We start from the raw sequence: 18,091 nt of genomic DNA, 5'->3' as shown, positions 1-18,091 counted from the left end.
CATTTGCAAAGAGGGAATTTTTCCCACAAATAAATAATACAATAAAAACGAATCAAATGCTGTAGAGAATTATGAAACAGCAGCCACTCCAGCCCCCGAGGCTCCACAAAGTGCAGCTATAATGGCTCTCCGTGCGTTAACTGGAGAAAATATTAATGTTAAGCGCTTAAATCTTTGTGAAATAATGACCATGTACAAGAGCACAAAAAATTATGATATGGGGATCAATCATAATTTTTCAGCTTTTTATTTTCCTTTAACTCTGCCAACTCCCTTTTATGTGTTATAGAAAAAGGACTTAGCCTGCACATTTTCTCTTTAATTTTAATAGCTTTATCAATCTGATTTACTCCAATATTGATACTGTACAACATTTCATAAGCAGGTAACAAAAAAGGATAATAATCAATAAGTTCTTCCAGGATAACCTCTGCATCCTCAAGCTTATTCTCATTAATTTTAAATTGCGCATAATTGAATAAAAACTGTACTTGATTATTATTTATCGACGGCTTATTTTTAAATATAGAGCTTAAATACCTCCCATCAACATTATTTCTTATAACATTTTCAGCAAATATCATTAAAGCTTTAGACAGTACATTAGGATAGTGATCTTTATGTTTCTTTATTTGACTCAAAAAAATCTTGTTTGCTTCTGAATATTTTTTCTGCTCAGTATAAATTAGCGCAAGATATAGCGCCGATTTCAACGTACTATTTGTTTTTAAAAACTTATTTAAATAAAACTCAGAATTAGCATAATCTTTCAGAGAGTAATACTCTTCATAAAGAGTCTGATAGATATTAGCTTTTTCTTTTTCATCAGGATTAGCCTGCAACGCAAGTTTACTTATATCTACAGAGCATTGAGGCCCACGAGCTTGTCCAATGATATTAGCAATTTTTATCAGAACTTTTACTCTATCTGCACTATTATCATGCAAATAATGCTTATAATGCTGAATAGCAGTATTTAATTCACCTGCTTCTGCCATTTTATCTATAGACTCAATATCTATAGGAGGAGAGTCATAACTAGTGATTCCAAGTTTAAATTTCTGGCCATATTGATAGTTAAAATCAGTACCAAACAGGTCTGACAAAAACAAATATAATGTAAACTCTCCCGACTCTCTGACTTTATTAGCAGAATATAAAAAGCTATATTTCTCCCCAGGAGAAATATCATGATCTATAATAAGTTTATTTCTTTTAAACTCTATTATCTTGCCTGAAGACGACAGCCATAAATCAGTTATACATACCTGTTTCGCTGGCCATATTTCCTCACTATTATTGGTCACTGAAATATTAAAAAGCAAATTATTAAAATCATGGGATTTTAACTCTGACTCTATCTCATACCGTTTAGCTGATTCAGGTAATGGAAGAATTTTTTTATTATCTACTGCCTGCTGTATCCGGGCTTCAATACGTTCAGATATTAAAATAGAAGAAGTGTAACTCAACTCTTCCATATGATCACAATCAATTGCATCAACAGTCCACCCTTCAGGATAGTACTTTTCAGCCAGCTCCTCTGTATCAGGGTGCGAAAGATCTGCAGCTAGCGAACGATTATTATAAAAGGGTAAAAAGGCAATTTTCCCTGAATAAGGGTATGGCAAACTCTGATCTACCAGAATTAATAATGGAACAATCCTATTATCAGCCAATATACGCCGGGCTATTTCAAAAGCTAATAACCCGCCTGAACAGTACCCACCTAATATATAAGGCCCGGAAGGGTTCATATCAATTATTGCCCTGGCATAATAATCCGCCAGGACATTGATATTAGACTGATCCAGCTTAATCAGGTTAAAACCAGATAATAACTCATAGTAAGGCCTGTTTTTTATATGACTGGCAAGGTACTTGCTCCCAGACACAAAATACAAAGGAATTCCGGATAGGCCTTCATTATATGGAAATATCAACGGATAGTCAGAGTGCTGCTGCTGGTTTTTACCGTTGGCCAGAGTTAATATTTTGCTACGGTCACTATCCGATAAAGCTAAATAGTTTATATTTTTTTCGGCTAAAGACAGATATGAAAGCGAGCTAATATATATAGCCTGATCTTTTATTGAATACCCTTGCAATAAAACATTATCAGGTAAAAAAACATCCTGTTCTTTTTTAATTAAATTGGACAGTTTAAGAAATAGTAGTGAATGACCTCCTAAATCAAAAAAATTGTCATCTCTACCAACTGATGGAATATTTAATACTTGCTGCCATAATCTGGCTAAAGTGCATTCTATTTTACCCTTAGGAGCTGACGTTACTTCTTGAGACAGTTTTCTAAACTCTTCTGAGTCAGGAAGAGCATCAAGGTCAACTTTAGCATTAGGTGTTAAAGGTAACGCTGGCAGAGCTACAAAAGCAGAAGGCAGCATATAGTCTGGTAGTTTTTGTTTTAAGTATTGGCGAAGGCCATCAATAAATACTTTTTCTTTATTTTTAGTAACAATATAGGAAACTATTTTCTTATCAATATCCGACTGGCCTTTTATTATTGTTGCAGCCTCCTGTATATCTGGGTGTTGTAATAGTATGGCATCTACTTCATCTAATTCGATACGAAACCCTCTTAGCTTTGTTTGTTTATCTATACGCCCAAGAATTTCAATATTGCCATCAGGCAGGTAGCATGCTAAATCACCAGTTTTATATATACGGATAGGATCTTCATCATCAAAAGAATGTACTCTGAATTTTTCAGCTGTTAGCTCAGGTTGATTAATATAGCCATGTGCCAGCCCATCTCCACTGATATATAACTCTCCATGTACGCCAACTGGAACTGGCTGCATATATCTATCCAGTATATGAACTCTGGTATTCATAACAGGATAGCCAACAGGTATAGGGTTACTACCTGATATTTCCTTCAGAAAATAAGCTGTTGACCAGATAGTAGTTTCGGTAGGACCATAAAAATTCCATACATTCCTCGATCTGGACTTTAAATACAGGGCTAAATCAATAGGAAGTGATTCACCGCCAGATAAAATGGTAACTTTATTATTCCCAACCCAGTTGGCAAGCTGTAACAGTCTCCATGTTGCAGGAGTCCCCTGAATCATAGTAACGGAGTTATCATTTAATTTTTTTGCTAAACTCAGACCATCTTTGATTATTTCTTTATTAGCAATAACAACTTTTGCACCACAGATAAGAGGGAGATAAACCTCTAATCCCATAATATCGAAGGATACAGAAGAAATAGAAAGAAGTGAATCTTGTGGAGATATTCCGGTAAGGTTATGCATTGATGTTAAAAGGTTAACAACAGAGCGATGACCAATTTTAACACCTTTAGGCTTACCCGTTGAACCTGATGTATAAATAACATAAGCCAGAGTATCTGAATTGATGTTAACATCTAAATCGTCACAAACATCATTTGAACAATAAGAGTCTATATAAACTCGATCAATATTATTATTAGCAATTAATTGATCTGTTATCTGGCAAAATTTACTCTGTGTCAAAAGTAAAGAAGAGTTTGAGTCATTAAGCATAAAAGCCAGACGCTCTACAGGATAATCCGGGTCAAGTGGCAAATAAGCACCACCAGCCTTCATTACTGCTAATAAACCTATCACCATTTCTAATGAGCGCTCTATAGCAATAGCTATCACTGGATTATTAAGGGAAGCCAGTAAATACCCCCCATCTTCAACTTTAATAGAAAGAAGATAATTAGCAAGCTGATTAGCTTGCTGATTAAGCTGATGATAAGTCAACGAATGCTCTTCAAAAGCTAAAGCAATATCATCAGGTGTTTTTTTTACTTGTTGCTCAAACAAATCAACAATAGTTTTATTTTCAGGATAATCAGCTGTAGTGTTATTCCATTTTTTTAACTGCTGGGTTTCTACATAAGTTAATAGGGGTATCTGACTTATTATCTTATCAGGCGCATCAGTTATAGCGGCAATTAATAAAGCGAAGTGTTCAGCCATGCGCTGTATCGAGGCCTCTTTAAATAAGCCAGTATTATATCTAAAGTAAGCTTTTAAATTGTTGTCATGTTCTGTAACATGAAGACTTAAATCAAAAGCTGACACAGTGCTTTCAATTCTTACCAGGCTGGTATTTAAAGTGCCAAAATGGTCGATACTTGACATTGTATCGTTATAAACAAACATTACCTGAAATAAAGGATTTCGGCTTAAATCACGCTCTGGCTGTAATGCTTCGACTAGCTTTTCGAAAGGCACATCCTGGTGGTTTAAAGCATCTAAGACCATATCACGTACTTTTTGTAACAAGATACGGAATGAAAGGTCTGGTAACAAAGTACTACGAAAAATAAGAGTATTAATAAAACAACCAATCAGCTTTCTGGTTACAGGTTGTTTTCGATTGGTAACAGGAGAACCAACGGCGATGTCACTCTGACCACTATAGCGATATAATAATATTTGAAAGACAGCTAATAATGCCATAAAAATGCTACAGTTTTCATGCTGGCTTAGCACTCTTAAAGATGTAAGTGCTGCAGAAGGTAAGATAATTGATTGCTCTGCCCCCTGAAAACGTTGCTTGCCGGGGCGAGGATAATCAATAGGTAGCTCAAGAGGGGAAAGGTTCGTCAGTTGTTTTTTCCAATAGGTGAGTTGCTTTTTTAATATCTGACTGTATGGCTGTTCTTGTTCCCAGATTGAATAGTCAGCATACTGTACTGGCAGTTCATCTGGTAAAGCTGGATGCTGATGTGAGAGTGTAGTGTACGTCCGCCCTAACTCTTCATAAAAGATGGCTGCTGACCAGGCATCAGTTACAATATGATGAAAAACTAATAACAATACATGTGTATACTGATTAATTTTGAATATTCGTATACGTAATAGCGGTGCTTCACTCAGATCAAATGGACGCTGGGTTTCTAATATTGAGAGTTTTTTCATCTCTGCCCATCGTTTTTCTTCAGACAGGTATTGTAAAGACTCTACATCTAAATCAATATTGAAATTACTTTTAATTATCTGTACCGGCTGTTCATCTTTAATTACAAATTGAGTGCGCAGGATCTCATGGCGTTCAATGATAGTATGAATACTATACTTCAGATTTTCGATATTGAGTGAGCCATCTATGCGACAAGCAGTCCATTCATTATTAACAGTCTGACCTTGTTCTAACTGCTCAAATAACCAGAAGCCTTGCTGAGCAAATGACAAGGGAATGATTTTATTTCGAGACTGGGGTAAAAGTGGCTTTATATTACTATCGTTATTTTTAAGCTTTGCCCTAAGCAAAGCTTTTTGATCAGGCGATAAGCGAGCGATTTTTTCAGCAAGGCTAATAGTTTTTTTAGATTGCATATGCTTCTTTCTCTATTTTCTTGCAATAATTCCAATAAATGGAGGATTATCAATAAGGTTTTGCCAAAACGCAGATCCGTACTCATTAATACCTTGAGGTGAACATGACAAACCATATAGTTCAACTTTATTAAACCCTGCTATTTTAAATGCAGATTGATAAATATCTTTTCCCCAGTAATAACCATTGAAATCAAATTCATTATCACCATCGGATATAGTGTATGTAATCACGGAACCATCTTGCCAGGGTTCAGTAATTTTTTTAGTATAACCATAGCGTTCATAACCTTGAAATTTATCAGGTAACTGTTCGAAATTTTCATTAATTAAAATAAAGCAGCCTCCAGAATTAAGGTTATCAAAAGCTACTTGACACATTTTAACTAATTGAGCTTCTGTTTTTGCATAGTTAAGTAGAAAGGAGGCAACAACCAGATCAAAATCACCAATTTTTCCAAGTGCTAAAATATCCTGGCAAATATACTCTATCGCTGGTGATTCATTTTTCTCTTTTTGTCTGGCCAGGCTGATCATTGCTGAAGAAATATCGACTCCAACAACATGGCGTGCACCTCGCTGCTTTAACTGACGACAAACACTTCCTTCTCCACAGGCTAAATCAAGAATTTTTTTATTATCACCCAGATTGTTAATTAAATTGAAAAAAGTATAATCAACAACATGTCTATTAATCGGTGAATCCTTGATTTGTTGAAATTGCTTAGCAATGCCATCATATTGAGTATAATTCTTTTCATTCAGCCATGTTTTCAGTAATGAGAGGTTCTCATCTCGTAAGCAGTCTTCGACCAATTCAATTGAGCTATCAGTCAGCTCTTTCATTGTATGAACATGAACCGATTCATTACCCAGACCAAATTTGATGGCATCATCACGTCGGGCACCAAAGACAATTTTGTCAATACCAGCCCATTGGCTGGCACTGAAGCACATGGGGCAAGGTTCTAAAGTTATATATAGTACACAACCAGATAAATCAAGAGAGTTAAGTTGTTTACAGGCAGACCTTAAAGCTAATAATTCTGCATGCGCAGTAATATCTGTTTGTTGTGATACCTGGTTATACTCACTCGCTACTATCATACCATCTTTAACTACACAAGCGGCTATAGGGTTTTGCCCATTTTCTATTGCAGCTCTGGCCTGCTCAATTGCCATTCGCATGTAAGTTTCATCCTGACAGGCAAGGTTCCCCAATGTATTAGCTTCTTTCCTTTCAGTTTCAACAGAGGCGTCTGATTCATTCATTGATTCAAACAATAATTGCTGTGCCTCTTCATCAGATAGTTCAGCCAGGCCTTCCAGAATATCATCTAGCTCATCCGTTGATGATTGTCGTTCTGCAATAATAACAGATAGTTCATTAATACTACTATTATCCATCAACTCCCGCATAGATAAAGAAACATTAAATACATCATTAATTTGATAAATAATTTGTGCTGCTAACAGAGAGTTTCCACCCAGTTCGAAAAAACTATCATCTAATGTGATCATTGGCTGGTTTAAAACCTCAGACCATATCACTGCCAATGACTTTTCTACTGCTGTTTGTGGGAGTGCTGCAGATAAGTCAGGTTTATTAGTAGAGCCTCCACTTAATATATTTATTGGCTCAGGTGATGCATTTAACTTCCATAATGCTGCCAGGGCTTCCTCTTCTGCCGTCTGTGCAACATAACCCTTTGCTTTTTCTACCACCCTATCTTCAGCTAAACTCAATGCCTGACGATCAATTTTTCCATTAATTGAGCGAGGCAAACGATCTAACGCAATGAATCTACCCGGAATCATGTAATCAGGTAAGGTAGCTTTCAGGTAATGTTTTAGTTCCTCGGTAGTTAATGGTTCCGCTTTGGGTACAAAGTACGCAACCAGAATGGGAGTACTATTTGAACTTAATTGAGTGACAACAATTGCTTCTCTGATCTTCTGGTGTTGTATTAATAGCTGTTGAATTTCAACAGGCTCAACTCGATAGCCTCGAATCTTAACCTGCTCATCAGCGCGCCCTAAAAATTCAATTTCTCCATTTGGCAGACAACGTGCCCGGTCACCTGTTTTATACATGCGAGCATTATTTTCAGATTGAAATGGATCGGATAAAAAACGTTGCTGCGTCAATTCTGATAAATTCAGATAGCCCTGAGCAACGGCTGTACTACCGATATACATTTCTCCTGTTTCTCCTCGAGGAACAGGCCGTTGGTTACCATCTAACAAATAAATCCGTACATCAGGCAATGGTATACCGATGTTATTACGCTCATTGTCGCTCAATTCTGTTTGTCTTATTCGACGATAAGTAATTTCTCCTGCGGTTTCTGTAATCGCATACATGTTGATTAATTGTGGTTGCTCATCACCTCGCTTTTGTATCCATCTTTTAAGCACTTCCGGATCTGATGACTCACCGCTGAATACAATATAACGTAACACTGAATCGTCGCTGTGCCCTGATGTTGTATCAGATAACTGGAACAGACTGAATGCAGAAGGAGTCTGACTGAGTACGGTGATATTTTCCTTATACACCAGATAATGAAATGAATCAGGATTCTGTCTAACGGAAGGAGGAACAATAACTAATGTGCCACCATGTACCAGTGCCCCCCAGATTTCCCATACAGAAAAACCAAAAGAATAAGAGTGGAATAAAGTCCACACATCATACTCATCAAAGCGAAGGTGGGCCTGAGTAGCGGCAAAAAGCCTCGTTACATTGGCATGGCTAACCATTACACCTTTGGGCTTCCCCATAGAGCCTGAAGTATAAATTATATACATTAAATCAACAGGAGAGACATTTGTATCAAGGTTTTTGTGAGATTGTTTGCTGATAATAACGGCATCAGTATCTAAAAAAACTGGAGTGATGGTTTGTAAATTTAATGCATCCAATAATCCTGTTTGCTCATCTTCCTTTGTAATTAAAATCGAAAGCCGGGTATCCTCTAACATATATATCAGACGTTCCTGAGGATAAGATGGATCTAGTGGGACATATGTTCCCCCCGCTTTCAGAATAGCGATCATTGCAATAATTGTATCTATCGAACAGGATATATGTAGCCCGACCACTACATCCGTAGCGACTCCAATAGCTTTCAGATGGCGGGCCAACTGATTCGCGCGATTATTCAATTCGCTATATTTAATACTGGCTGCATTAAATCTGACAGCGATTGAATCTGGAAACTTTTGAGCCTGGGCTTCAAACATCTGATGAAAAGGCAATCCAGAGGTTATAATTTGCTGAGTGGTACAATGGATTACTGATAAATTCTTTTCTAACATCAGTTTTTACCTGTACTCACTAACTGAGAGATAATCATGCGTTGAATCTGCCCTGTACCTTCAACAATTTGTAATACTTTGGCATCGCGAGCCCACTTTTCTACCGGGTGATCACGCATAACGCCCATTCCTCCTAAAATTTGTACGGCATTATTTGTTGCTTTCACCGCCATATCAGTTGCATAAACTTTTGCCATACTGGCCTGAGCATTGGCAGGCAAATTTTTATCTACCAGTGACGCAGCTCGCCATACTAAAAGACGTGCGGCATCAATTTCGGTTGCCATATCAGCCAGCATAAAACTGATGGCCTGATTACTGATCACAGGTTGGCCAAACTGCACTCGTTTCTGTGCATATTCAAGCGCATATTCATAGGCAGCACGTGCCACACCAACGGCTAAGGCGGCAAGAACAGGACGGTTATACTCAAAAAATCGCATAGCAATATAAAAACCTTGTCCTTCCTCTCCCAGTCGGTTCGAAGCAGGAACGCGCACATTCTTTAATTGAATACTCCCTACCTGAGAAGCTCTCATACCTGTTTTTCTGTATGTCCCACCTATAGAAAGACCAGTGCTGTCAGCTTCAACAATGAATGCAGTGATTCCTGCATGTTCCAGTTGAGCAAAAATAATATACAGATCAGCAATACCCGCTGCAGTAATCATTGTTTTTTCACCATTGATCACATAGTCGTTGCCATCGGGCACAGCGGTAGTACGAATAGCAGAAATATCTGATCCGGCATTTGGCTCCGTTAAAGCAAATGCACCTGTTCTCACCTGTTTTTTATCGCAAAACTGGGGAATATAACGAGACTTTTGCTCAGAATTTCCATTGAGCAGGATCGGTAATACCCCAGTGTCTCCGGCAAGTAGATTATTACCAATGCCAGCACAACCCCAGCCAAACTCTTCTGACACCAGGCATGCTGTCAGAACGCTATCAATTCCTGATCCGCCATACTGCTCCGGATACCGATAGCTCATTAACCCCTGTTGAGCAGCTTGTGCTAAGACAGGCCATGGTGGCGTCTCAGCGTCATCATATTCGAAGGCAACAGGGCGAATCGTATTCCGGGCAAATTTCTGCGCTAACCGCCGCATGTTCAGTTGTTGCTCATCAGGTTCAAAATTAATCATGGAAACAATACCATTGGCTAAAAATCAGATTGAATTGGAAAAGAGAGTATTTGCTGTTGCATTATCTGATTTCAAAAGGATTTCAGTTTCATAGTTTATTTGCTGTTATCGTTGTAGTTTGAATGGATATATATGAATGGCGATAAATATCACGAGCAGGTTCCTGAGGGTTATCCCAGTACAGTACATATACTGATCTTCACACAGCAATAACCCCATAAAGGCCTGGCAGCGATCAGACTTCCTTTCCAGTAAATATCGGGATGACAATCTGGTCCGATTACTGGCACAGCTCTGTCAGGAATCTCCGGCTACAAAATCAGGTTTCAGCGTCTGTTCCTGTACTTCAGCCAACATTTCATGAAAGAAGTTGTTTTATTCTTACTTTCAGGTTTATCGCATATCCTGACATTGACCGATATATCGCAACCTGAAAATAATTAATCTGACCTGATTTATCTGCCTGCAGAAAATTTATCTTTATTATCCTCGAATCCCGCGGCAGACAGCGTCCAATCTTTAGTCTTAACTTCTGGAAATGAGCCCCCGGTAACATATCAGAAAAAGCTGATTGTAAAGAGCGGACTAATCCGAAGCCGACAGGTTTAATTATGCATACCAGAGGAATATACTGTGTAAAGAAACATGATGATTGATGAATATTTATCTGTGTTTACAGCCCCATGTAAACAGGATTCTCTCCAGTGCCATCAGGAGCTATAGCGACATATCATGTCAACCTCCAAAGACTCAGATATCCAGCCACTGAAAAGACGTATCTACCTGCTATCTACAGCTTTTGTCGGGGTAGTACTTAGCTTGTCTGCATTTTTTTACAGTTCAGTGATGGAGCAGAAACAAACCCAGGCCAGAATAGAAAGCCTGGCAGATGAACGCCTTGCCCAACTGAAGACCAGTATCAGTGCGACTGTAGAGATCATCGATTCTGTTGGCAGTTTCTTTGACAGCCATGAAAATGTCAGCCGGGAACAGTTTAAAGTATTCACCCGACCGGTACTGGAGCGACACCCGGAATTATGGGGTATACACTGGATCCCCAGAATCAAGGGTGAAGACAGAGCGGATTTTGAACGCAGGCTTCGCTGGCAAGGTTTTATAGGTCAGATTACAGCGCTAAGGGCTGAAGACAATAGTATGCAGCCAGCAGCGTCAAGAAGTGAGTACTACCCGGTTGAATATTCAGAGCCGATAGCTCGTAATCGCATGATTATCGGGTTCGATGCCAGCTCACGTTCCCAGAACAGGCAGGCAATGCAGAAAATATTGAGTCAGGGTATGAGCTTTGCCTCAACCGCTCCATTTGCCATCGTTCAGGATAAACAGGGGAGTAGCTCCATCATTTTCTTTCGTCCGGTCTTTGGTCCTGAAGAACCATCACAAGATCCGCAGGAAAGACAAAACAATATTCGGGGATTTATCGCGGCCCTGGTAAAACCTCAAATAATACTGGATGCCCTCGCGCTTCATGATCAGCAGACAGCAATGCAAATGCAGGACATTACTGATGCCCCTCTGACAGAAGCGGCTCAAACCAATCTGGAAGATATAAAAGAGGACTGGCTGAGCCATATGCTGACATTCAGCGCTATGGGGCGTCACTGGCAGTTCCGGCTCAGCATCCATCCCGAACGCCTGGATGAGCTGGGTCATCGGGACCCGAATCGATCGTTACTGGTACTGGTATCCGGTCTGGCCTTTACTTTTTTGCTGATAGGCATGATTCGTGATCTGATCAGAACTCATCGTCTGGCAGCTCGGGAAAGAGACAGAGCCCAGAGCTATCTGGATACTGTTGAAACCATGATTATCGCTCTGGATAAAGATGGTTATATCAGCCTGATCAACCGAAAAGCCTGCGAACTGCTGGGCTGTCAGGAGCAGGATGTCATTAGCCAGTACTGGTTCAGTGAACGCTTTCTGTCAGAGCCAGATCAGGAAAAAGAGGAGTTCCAGCAGCTGGTTACCGGGGGAAAACGAATTCATCAGAAACGTTACTCTGAAAGCAAAATCAGAACCAGTCAGGGAGAACTGCTGCTAATAGCCTGGCACAATGCCATTCAGTATGACAGTAATGGCGAATTTACCGGAGTGCTCAGCGCGGGAGAAGACATTACTCAGCAACGACGATTACAGGCACTGGACAAAATCAGAAGCCAGGCGATGCATGCGGCTCTGAAAGGGCAGCCGCTCAGCTATGTGCTGGAACAGGTTCTGAAAGGAATTGAAGAGCAGAAGCCTGATATCAGAGGTTCAATTTTGCTGCTGGATGCAGATGGGCAACATCTGCTGAGTGGTGCTGCGCCCAGTTTACCAGAGGCTTATAACAACGCCATTAATGGTGTCAGGATTGGAGAAGGCGTGGGTTCCTGTGGTACAGCGGCATTCCGTAACGAAAGAGTCATTGTAGAAGATATTCAGAATCATCCCTACTGGTCAGGTTTCAAAGAACTGGCTGCCAGTTTTAATCTGGGCAGCTGCTGGTCAGAACCAGTCCGGGGGAAAAATGGGCGTATTCTCGGTACTTTTGCCCTGTATCATCAATATCCGGCAGCGCCTGCTCCCAGCGATATTGAGTTGATCGAGGGCAGTGCAAACTTTGTCAGTATGCTGATCGAACAATATCAGACTGAAGCCAGACTGATTCAGATGGCCAATACGGATGAACTGACATCATTGCCAAACCGGCGTCAGTTTATGAACAGGCTGGAACAGGAGTTTGCTCGCTCCCGTCGCTACAAACATCCAATGGCATTGTGTATGCTGGATATTGATCATTTCAAAAGAGTCAATGACAAGTACGGACATGCTGTGGGTGATCAGGTACTGAAAGAACTGGCAGTGGTTGTTCAGGACTCACTACGTGAAACAGATCTGCCGGGGCGCCTGGGTGGAGAGGAGTTTGCAATTCTTCTGCCTGATACAGATACAGACAATGCCTCTCTGGTTGCCGAGCGAATCCGTAGTAATCTTGAGCAGATGCGTGTAGAACCTGGCAACAACAAAACACTGCAACTGACCGTATCCATAGGTGTCGCTGTGCTGAATGCAGATACACCATCTGATATTCAGCCTGATGAACTCTTATCCCTGGCAGATCATTGCCTGTACTTTGCCAAACAGAACGGACGTAACCAGGTTAGCTTTATTGCGACTGAATTAGCCTGACCATAAAGTCACGCATAAACTCATTTACTTCATCTGACGGATATTAAACTAAGGTCTTAATAGGTTATGATGACACCCCGAATGGTTCCTGTGATTTTGCCACAGGAACGGCCTTTTTCTGGTTGTCGTCAGGCTTATGCGCGTTATTTCTGGAAACTCTCTGCTAGCACCTATAAAAACACTGAATACGGTATCATCGGCCTGTTGCTCATCAATGGCACACACGACTGATGATCAGGCTGAAACTCAGACACTGATGCCTGACTGGCTATATTCCGCTACTCCACACATTATCTCTCTTATAGCAGTACTATCCCTGCTTTTATCCAGCATTAATGCCTTTGGTGATGAGACACAGAAAACGGTTGTCATTGGCGGAGATTATAACTATCCCCCCTACGAATTTATCAATGATCAGGGTGAACCTGCCGGCTATAACGTTGATCTGACCCGTGCTATTGCCGAGGTCATGGGCATGAAAGTCAGTTTTCGTATGGGTGAGTGGTCTCAGATACGTAAAGCGTTTGAGCAGGGCCAGATTGATGCCCTTCAGGGTATGATACGCTCAGAAGAACGCAGCCGGATTTTTGACTTCAGTCCGGCTCATGCCATTATTCACCAATCTGTTTTTGCCCGTCGTGGTGCACAGAGAATCAGCTTACTGCAGCAGCTGGCAGGCAAAGAAGTGGTCGTGCAGGAAAACGGGATTATGCACGACTATCTGATCAGCAATAAAACCGGAGCCAGGCTGATTACAGTTCCCACCCATGCAGATGCACTGCGCAGACTGGCCTCAGGCAAACATGATTATGCTCTGGTTGCCAATCTTCCCGGACTCTATGTTGGTAAAGAGCTGGGGTTATCCAATATTATTCCTGTCGGCCGTACTTTTCAGGCTCAGCGTTATGGTTATGCAGTACGCAAAGGAAACGATGCTCTTCTGGCTCAGTTCAGTGAAGGACTGGCTATCCTTAAAAATACCGGACGTCAGCAGCAAATCTATAATAAATGGCTAAGCCCGCTACAGGAACACACGTCGGACTGGAAAAACCTGGGCAAAGTTGCAGCGATTGTATCAGCCCTGCTATTAGTGGTACTGGGCGGTACAGTGGTATGGAATCGTATGCTGAAAAAAGAGGTCGACCGGCGTTCTGAAGAACTGAATATCAGACAACAGCAACTGATACAGGCGGATAAGATGACTTCTCTGGGCATTCTGGTTTCAGGTGTCGCCCATGAGATCAACAATCCTGCCGGATTATTACTGCTGAATATTCCTATGGTACGGGATGCCTGGCAGGATTGTGAGGATATTCTGGAACAGCATTATCAGCAGCATGGCGATTTTTTACTGGCTGGGTTGCCTTATTCCAGAATGCGGGATGAAATTCCATTATTACTCTCCGATATGCAGGACAGCTCACGGCGTATCAAACGTATTGTCGAAGATCTGAAAGACTTTGCCCGCCAGCGTCATGATGATGAGCACGCTCCCTTTGATCTTAATGAGGTCACAGAGATGGCGATTCGCCTGGTCGATAACTCTATCCGGAAATCGACCGATCACTTCAGTGTCGAGTATTACCAGCCCATGCCAGCTGTGGCCGGTAACGCCCAACGGATAGAGCAGGTGATCATTAACCTGATTCTGAATGCCTGCCAGGCGCTGGGTCATCGACAACAGGCCGTCAGTATCCGTACGTTTTACGATGCAGGTTCCGGCCAGGTCGGACTGGAAGTGATCGATCAGGGTTGCGGTATTGATAGCGAGAACCTGAAACGCCTGATAGACCCTTTCTTTACCACTAAAAGAGAACAGGGTGGCACCGGGCTGGGACTGTCTGTATCCAGTGGTATTGTTCAGGCCCATAATGGCCAGATGCAGTTTTCCTCTGAACCCGGTGAAGGAACACGGGTCACACTGACTTTTCCTGCCAGCACCACTGCACAAACCACTGATAGCTATTCCATGCACTCGGAATCACAGGTTAATCATTCCTGAATACAGCACAGAATGCTCAGGTATACTAATCTATTTATCCGCACCGTTTGAGCCATCACAAGAACATCATGATAAATCAGACCCTATATCCGGAATTCGGCGTACTTCTGGTCGATGACGAAGCATCTTTCCTGCGTAGTCTGAGTATTACGCTGGAACGCGCTGGTATTAACCACCTGTACCGTTGCGATGATAGCCGTCAGGTCATTTCACTGCTACAGACGCATCATATCGGCCTGGTCTTACTTGATCTGACAATGCCCCACATCGCCGGACAACAGGTACTGCAGATGATTGCCGAGCAACATCCTGAGATTGCCGTTATTATTATCTCCGGCCTGAATCAGGTGGAATCTGCCGTTGAAAGCCTGAAGCTGGGGGCATTTGATTACTTTGTAAAAACAACCGAAGAGGATCGACTGACCGAAGGAATACGACGAGCAATCCGTATGCAGGAACTCCGGCTGGAGAATCAGGCACTGACTCAGCGCATGATGCACAACCATCTGGAGCATCCCGGAGTCTTCGACGACATAGTGACCCGTAGTCCTCAGATGCGAGCCATCTTTCAGTACCTGGAGTCTATTGCTCACAGCAATCAGCCGGTTCTTATCTGTGGAGAAAGCGGCACAGGCAAAGAGCTGATCGCTAAAGCCGCTCATGACCTCAGTGGACGTAACGGACCTCTGGTCACCGTCAATATTGCCGGTCTTGATGATAATGTCTTTGCTGATACTCTGTTTGGCCATCAGAGAGGTGCCTTTACCGGAGCAGATCGCAGCCGTGCGGGCCTGATTGAAGAAGCCGCCGGTGGCACTCTGTTTCTGGATGAAATTGGCGATTTGAGCATGGCCTCTCAGGTAAAACTATTGCGTCTGCTACAGGAAGGTGAATATTACCCGTTAGGCAGTGACCGTCCTAAACGTAGCCAGGCCAGAATTATTGTTGCCACTCACCAGAATCTGCAACAACATCAGCAGGATGGTCGATTCCGGCGAGATCTCTATTATCGCCTCTGCATTCATCAGGTCATGCTGCCTGCATTACGTCAGAGAAAGGAAGATCTGCCATTGCTGCTCGACCACTTTCTCACTCAGGCAGCAAAAGAGATGTCGAAAAATGTGCCATCATATCCGGCTGAGTTGCCATTATTACTGAGCAACTACCATTTTCCGGGTAATATCCGAGAGCTCAGGGCTCTGATATTTGATGCCCTTAGCCGCCATCGATCACATATGCTGTCACTGGAAAGCTTCCGCCACCTGCTGGAACAGGATGCGGAGCTACCGGTATCAGCCTGTGAAGAGGTGCCGGTTCAGTTTAATCCGGAGCAACCTTTACCAACTCTGGCGATGATGGATAGCCTGCTGGTTGAGGAAGCCCTTCGCCGGGCAGACAATAATCAATCAATGGCGGCTCGCCTGCTGGGCATCTCGCAACCCGCGCTCAGCAAACGGCTGAAGAAAAATCGACCGGATCAATAAGCAGGAGAATATCTGGTGCTACTTGAGGGCTTAGAAACCCTGTATGTGCTGGCCCAGGAAGGCACTATGGGTAAAGTGGGCAGTCGGTTGTATATCAGTCAGTCTGCCGTCAGCAAACGTATTGCTAACCTGGAAGCCCGTTTGGGTAAAAAGCTGATAGAACCCAGAGGCCGTAATATCCAGCTCACACCAGAAGCTAAAGAGCTTTTAGCAGAAGCCGGTCCTGAACTGGTGACACTTAAAGGGCTATTGTTTGATCATCAGCAGATGACAGATGACAGCACACTGCACCTGGCGTGCTCAGAAACAGTACTGGCTGCTTATCTGGGGCCTTTCCTTGCACAATATCTTATACAGGATCCGGGGTTGAGCTTTCATACTCACCATACCCCGGTCATTCTGGAAAAAGTCAGAGCAGGCGATGCAGCCCTGGGAATCTGCGCAGGTCAGTTGCCTGCTATGACGGACTTACAGATTACAGAGTTATATCAGGAACGCTATGTGCTGATTTACCCCAGCCCCCCAACTTACTCTGAATCAGCTCACTTACTAACCATTGACCTTCAGAATCCGGCCAATCGCTACCTGGAACCCATACTACTGGCCAATGGCTATAAAGTGATGATGCAGATGGATTCCTACTTTGCGGTAGCCCAGCTCGGGCTTAGTGGCGTTGCCCCTGCTCTGATACCTGTCGGTCTGATCAGAGCCATGCACATTCCGACTCAGGCCATACACCACTTTCCGTTAGAACTGAGTCGCCCTATCAGTCTTTGCTGTCGGGCCAGAAGCTTGCAACGCGAACGTATACACAAGTTACACAATTCTTTACATCAGCATTTTTTTGCTTTGACTGATTCATGACATATCCTGAAGCATATATAGCTCAAATCCTTATGCAATAAGCCTTTCAGACAGTTCATAGCTAAAAAAACAAGCGATACACAAGATAACACTCCACTCTGCTACCGCTCGGAGTAATCGTTGGTAATAACTTCCGGGCTAAAGAATTCTTAAATTGATCCGAAAATAATAAGCAGGCATCTGAGTAAAAGTTTCTATGCGAAACGCTTCAGTTACTGGCTGAAGGATATCGCAATACTTTTGCTCAAATATATAACCTTATCAGTAAAACATGATTTACCCCCTGACAAAGCAAAGGAGATCTGATGGCCTGGTGCTTTGTATAAGGAGAGCAATATGGCAATGGCACAACATCTTTCCGACCTGCACACCCACTGGATCAAAGAAACAAAGAAAACTATTATTTCGATTGTTTTCAATGGTCGTAAATATCGTGTTGAGCAGATTGCTTATGAAGCGGATGATTTTATCGTGTACGAGCTGGTTCATGGTATCGAGCTGGAAGGTAAAGAGGAAAAATATCTGGCGGTGACAGAAGCAGCACAACTATTCAGTATTGATGTTTATGCTGCTCCAAGAGACTTCCTGACCACTCATCACGGCCAGGCATGGATTGAAATCGCCTGATTCGAAGAATAAAAGCGATCAATCCTGACGCCATTGACCTTCAGAGAACCCACTTAACAGTTTTTAACCCGGCCTTCATTTAAGTCAGCGATACACCCCTGGTTATCGAAAAAGTCATTA

Annotated in this window: 9 protein-coding genes; 6 read left to right on the top strand and 3 right to left on the bottom strand. The window is 42.2% G+C overall.

Features of this window, described 5'->3' with window-relative positions; translation table 11 throughout:
• Positions 1–224 precede the first annotated feature (224 nt).
• Genes H4O21_RS18505 through H4O21_RS18495 form a run of 3 tightly spaced genes read right to left on the bottom strand, consistent with a single transcriptional unit; the run spans position 225 to position 9,772 of the window.
• Complete coding sequence (locus tag H4O21_RS18505; protein WP_182810368.1) at positions 225–5,342, bottom strand: non-ribosomal peptide synthetase; 5,118 nt, start codon at positions 5,340–5,342, stop codon at positions 225–227.
• A gap of 12 nt (positions 5,343–5,354) precedes the next feature.
• On the bottom strand, positions 5,355–8,663 hold the full coding sequence (locus H4O21_RS18500) for an amino acid adenylation domain-containing protein (protein ID WP_182810367.1): 3,309 nt from the start codon (positions 8,661–8,663) through the stop codon (positions 5,355–5,357).
• The gene (locus H4O21_RS18495; protein WP_255487373.1) at positions 8,663–9,772 is read right to left on the bottom strand and encodes an acyl-CoA dehydrogenase family protein; all 1,110 of its coding nucleotides are present in this window, start codon (positions 9,770–9,772) and stop codon (positions 8,663–8,665) included. Before H4O21_RS18495 ends, H4O21_RS18500 begins: the two co-directional genes overlap by 1 nt.
• Positions 9,773–10,540: 768 nt before the next feature.
• Here H4O21_RS18495 and H4O21_RS18490 point away from each other — a divergent pair.
• The 6 genes from H4O21_RS18490 to H4O21_RS18465 all read left to right on the top strand — a co-directional run bounded on the left by H4O21_RS18490 (position 10,541) and on the right by H4O21_RS18465 (position 17,971).
• Positions 10,541–12,994, top strand: coding sequence for a sensor domain-containing diguanylate cyclase (locus tag H4O21_RS18490; RefSeq protein WP_182810365.1), 2,454 nt, complete (start codon positions 10,541–10,543; stop codon positions 12,992–12,994).
• 66 nt (positions 12,995–13,060) lie between these two features.
• Positions 13,061–13,225 (top strand): hypothetical protein, encoded by a 165-nt coding sequence (locus H4O21_RS18485; protein ID WP_182810364.1) that lies wholly within the window; start codon positions 13,061–13,063, stop codon positions 13,223–13,225.
• On the top strand, positions 13,209–14,996 hold the full coding sequence (locus H4O21_RS18480) for a transporter substrate-binding domain-containing protein (protein ID WP_255487370.1): 1,788 nt from the start codon (positions 13,209–13,211) through the stop codon (positions 14,994–14,996). Before H4O21_RS18485 ends, H4O21_RS18480 begins: the two co-directional genes overlap by 17 nt.
• 71 nt (positions 14,997–15,067) lie before the next feature.
• Positions 15,068–16,480, top strand: coding sequence for a sigma-54-dependent transcriptional regulator (locus tag H4O21_RS18475; RefSeq protein ID WP_368737571.1), 1,413 nt, complete (start codon positions 15,068–15,070; stop codon positions 16,478–16,480).
• Positions 16,481–16,495: 15 nt separating this feature from the next.
• The gene (locus H4O21_RS18470) at positions 16,496–17,344 is read left to right on the top strand and encodes a LysR family transcriptional regulator (protein ID WP_182810362.1); all 849 of its coding nucleotides are present in this window, start codon (positions 16,496–16,498) and stop codon (positions 17,342–17,344) included.
• 336 nt (positions 17,345–17,680) lie between these two features.
• Positions 17,681–17,971, top strand: coding sequence for a hypothetical protein (locus H4O21_RS18465; RefSeq protein ID WP_182810361.1), 291 nt, complete (start codon positions 17,681–17,683; stop codon positions 17,969–17,971).
• The last annotated feature ends 120 nt before the right edge of the window (positions 17,972–18,091 follow it).

Source organism: Oceanospirillum sediminis, from assembly GCF_014164585.1.
Lineage (GTDB): Bacteria > Pseudomonadota > Gammaproteobacteria > Pseudomonadales > Halomonadaceae > Oceanospirillum > Oceanospirillum sediminis.
Note: the sequence above shows the minus strand (reverse complement) of the source record. Positions and strands in the feature narration are given on the sequence as shown.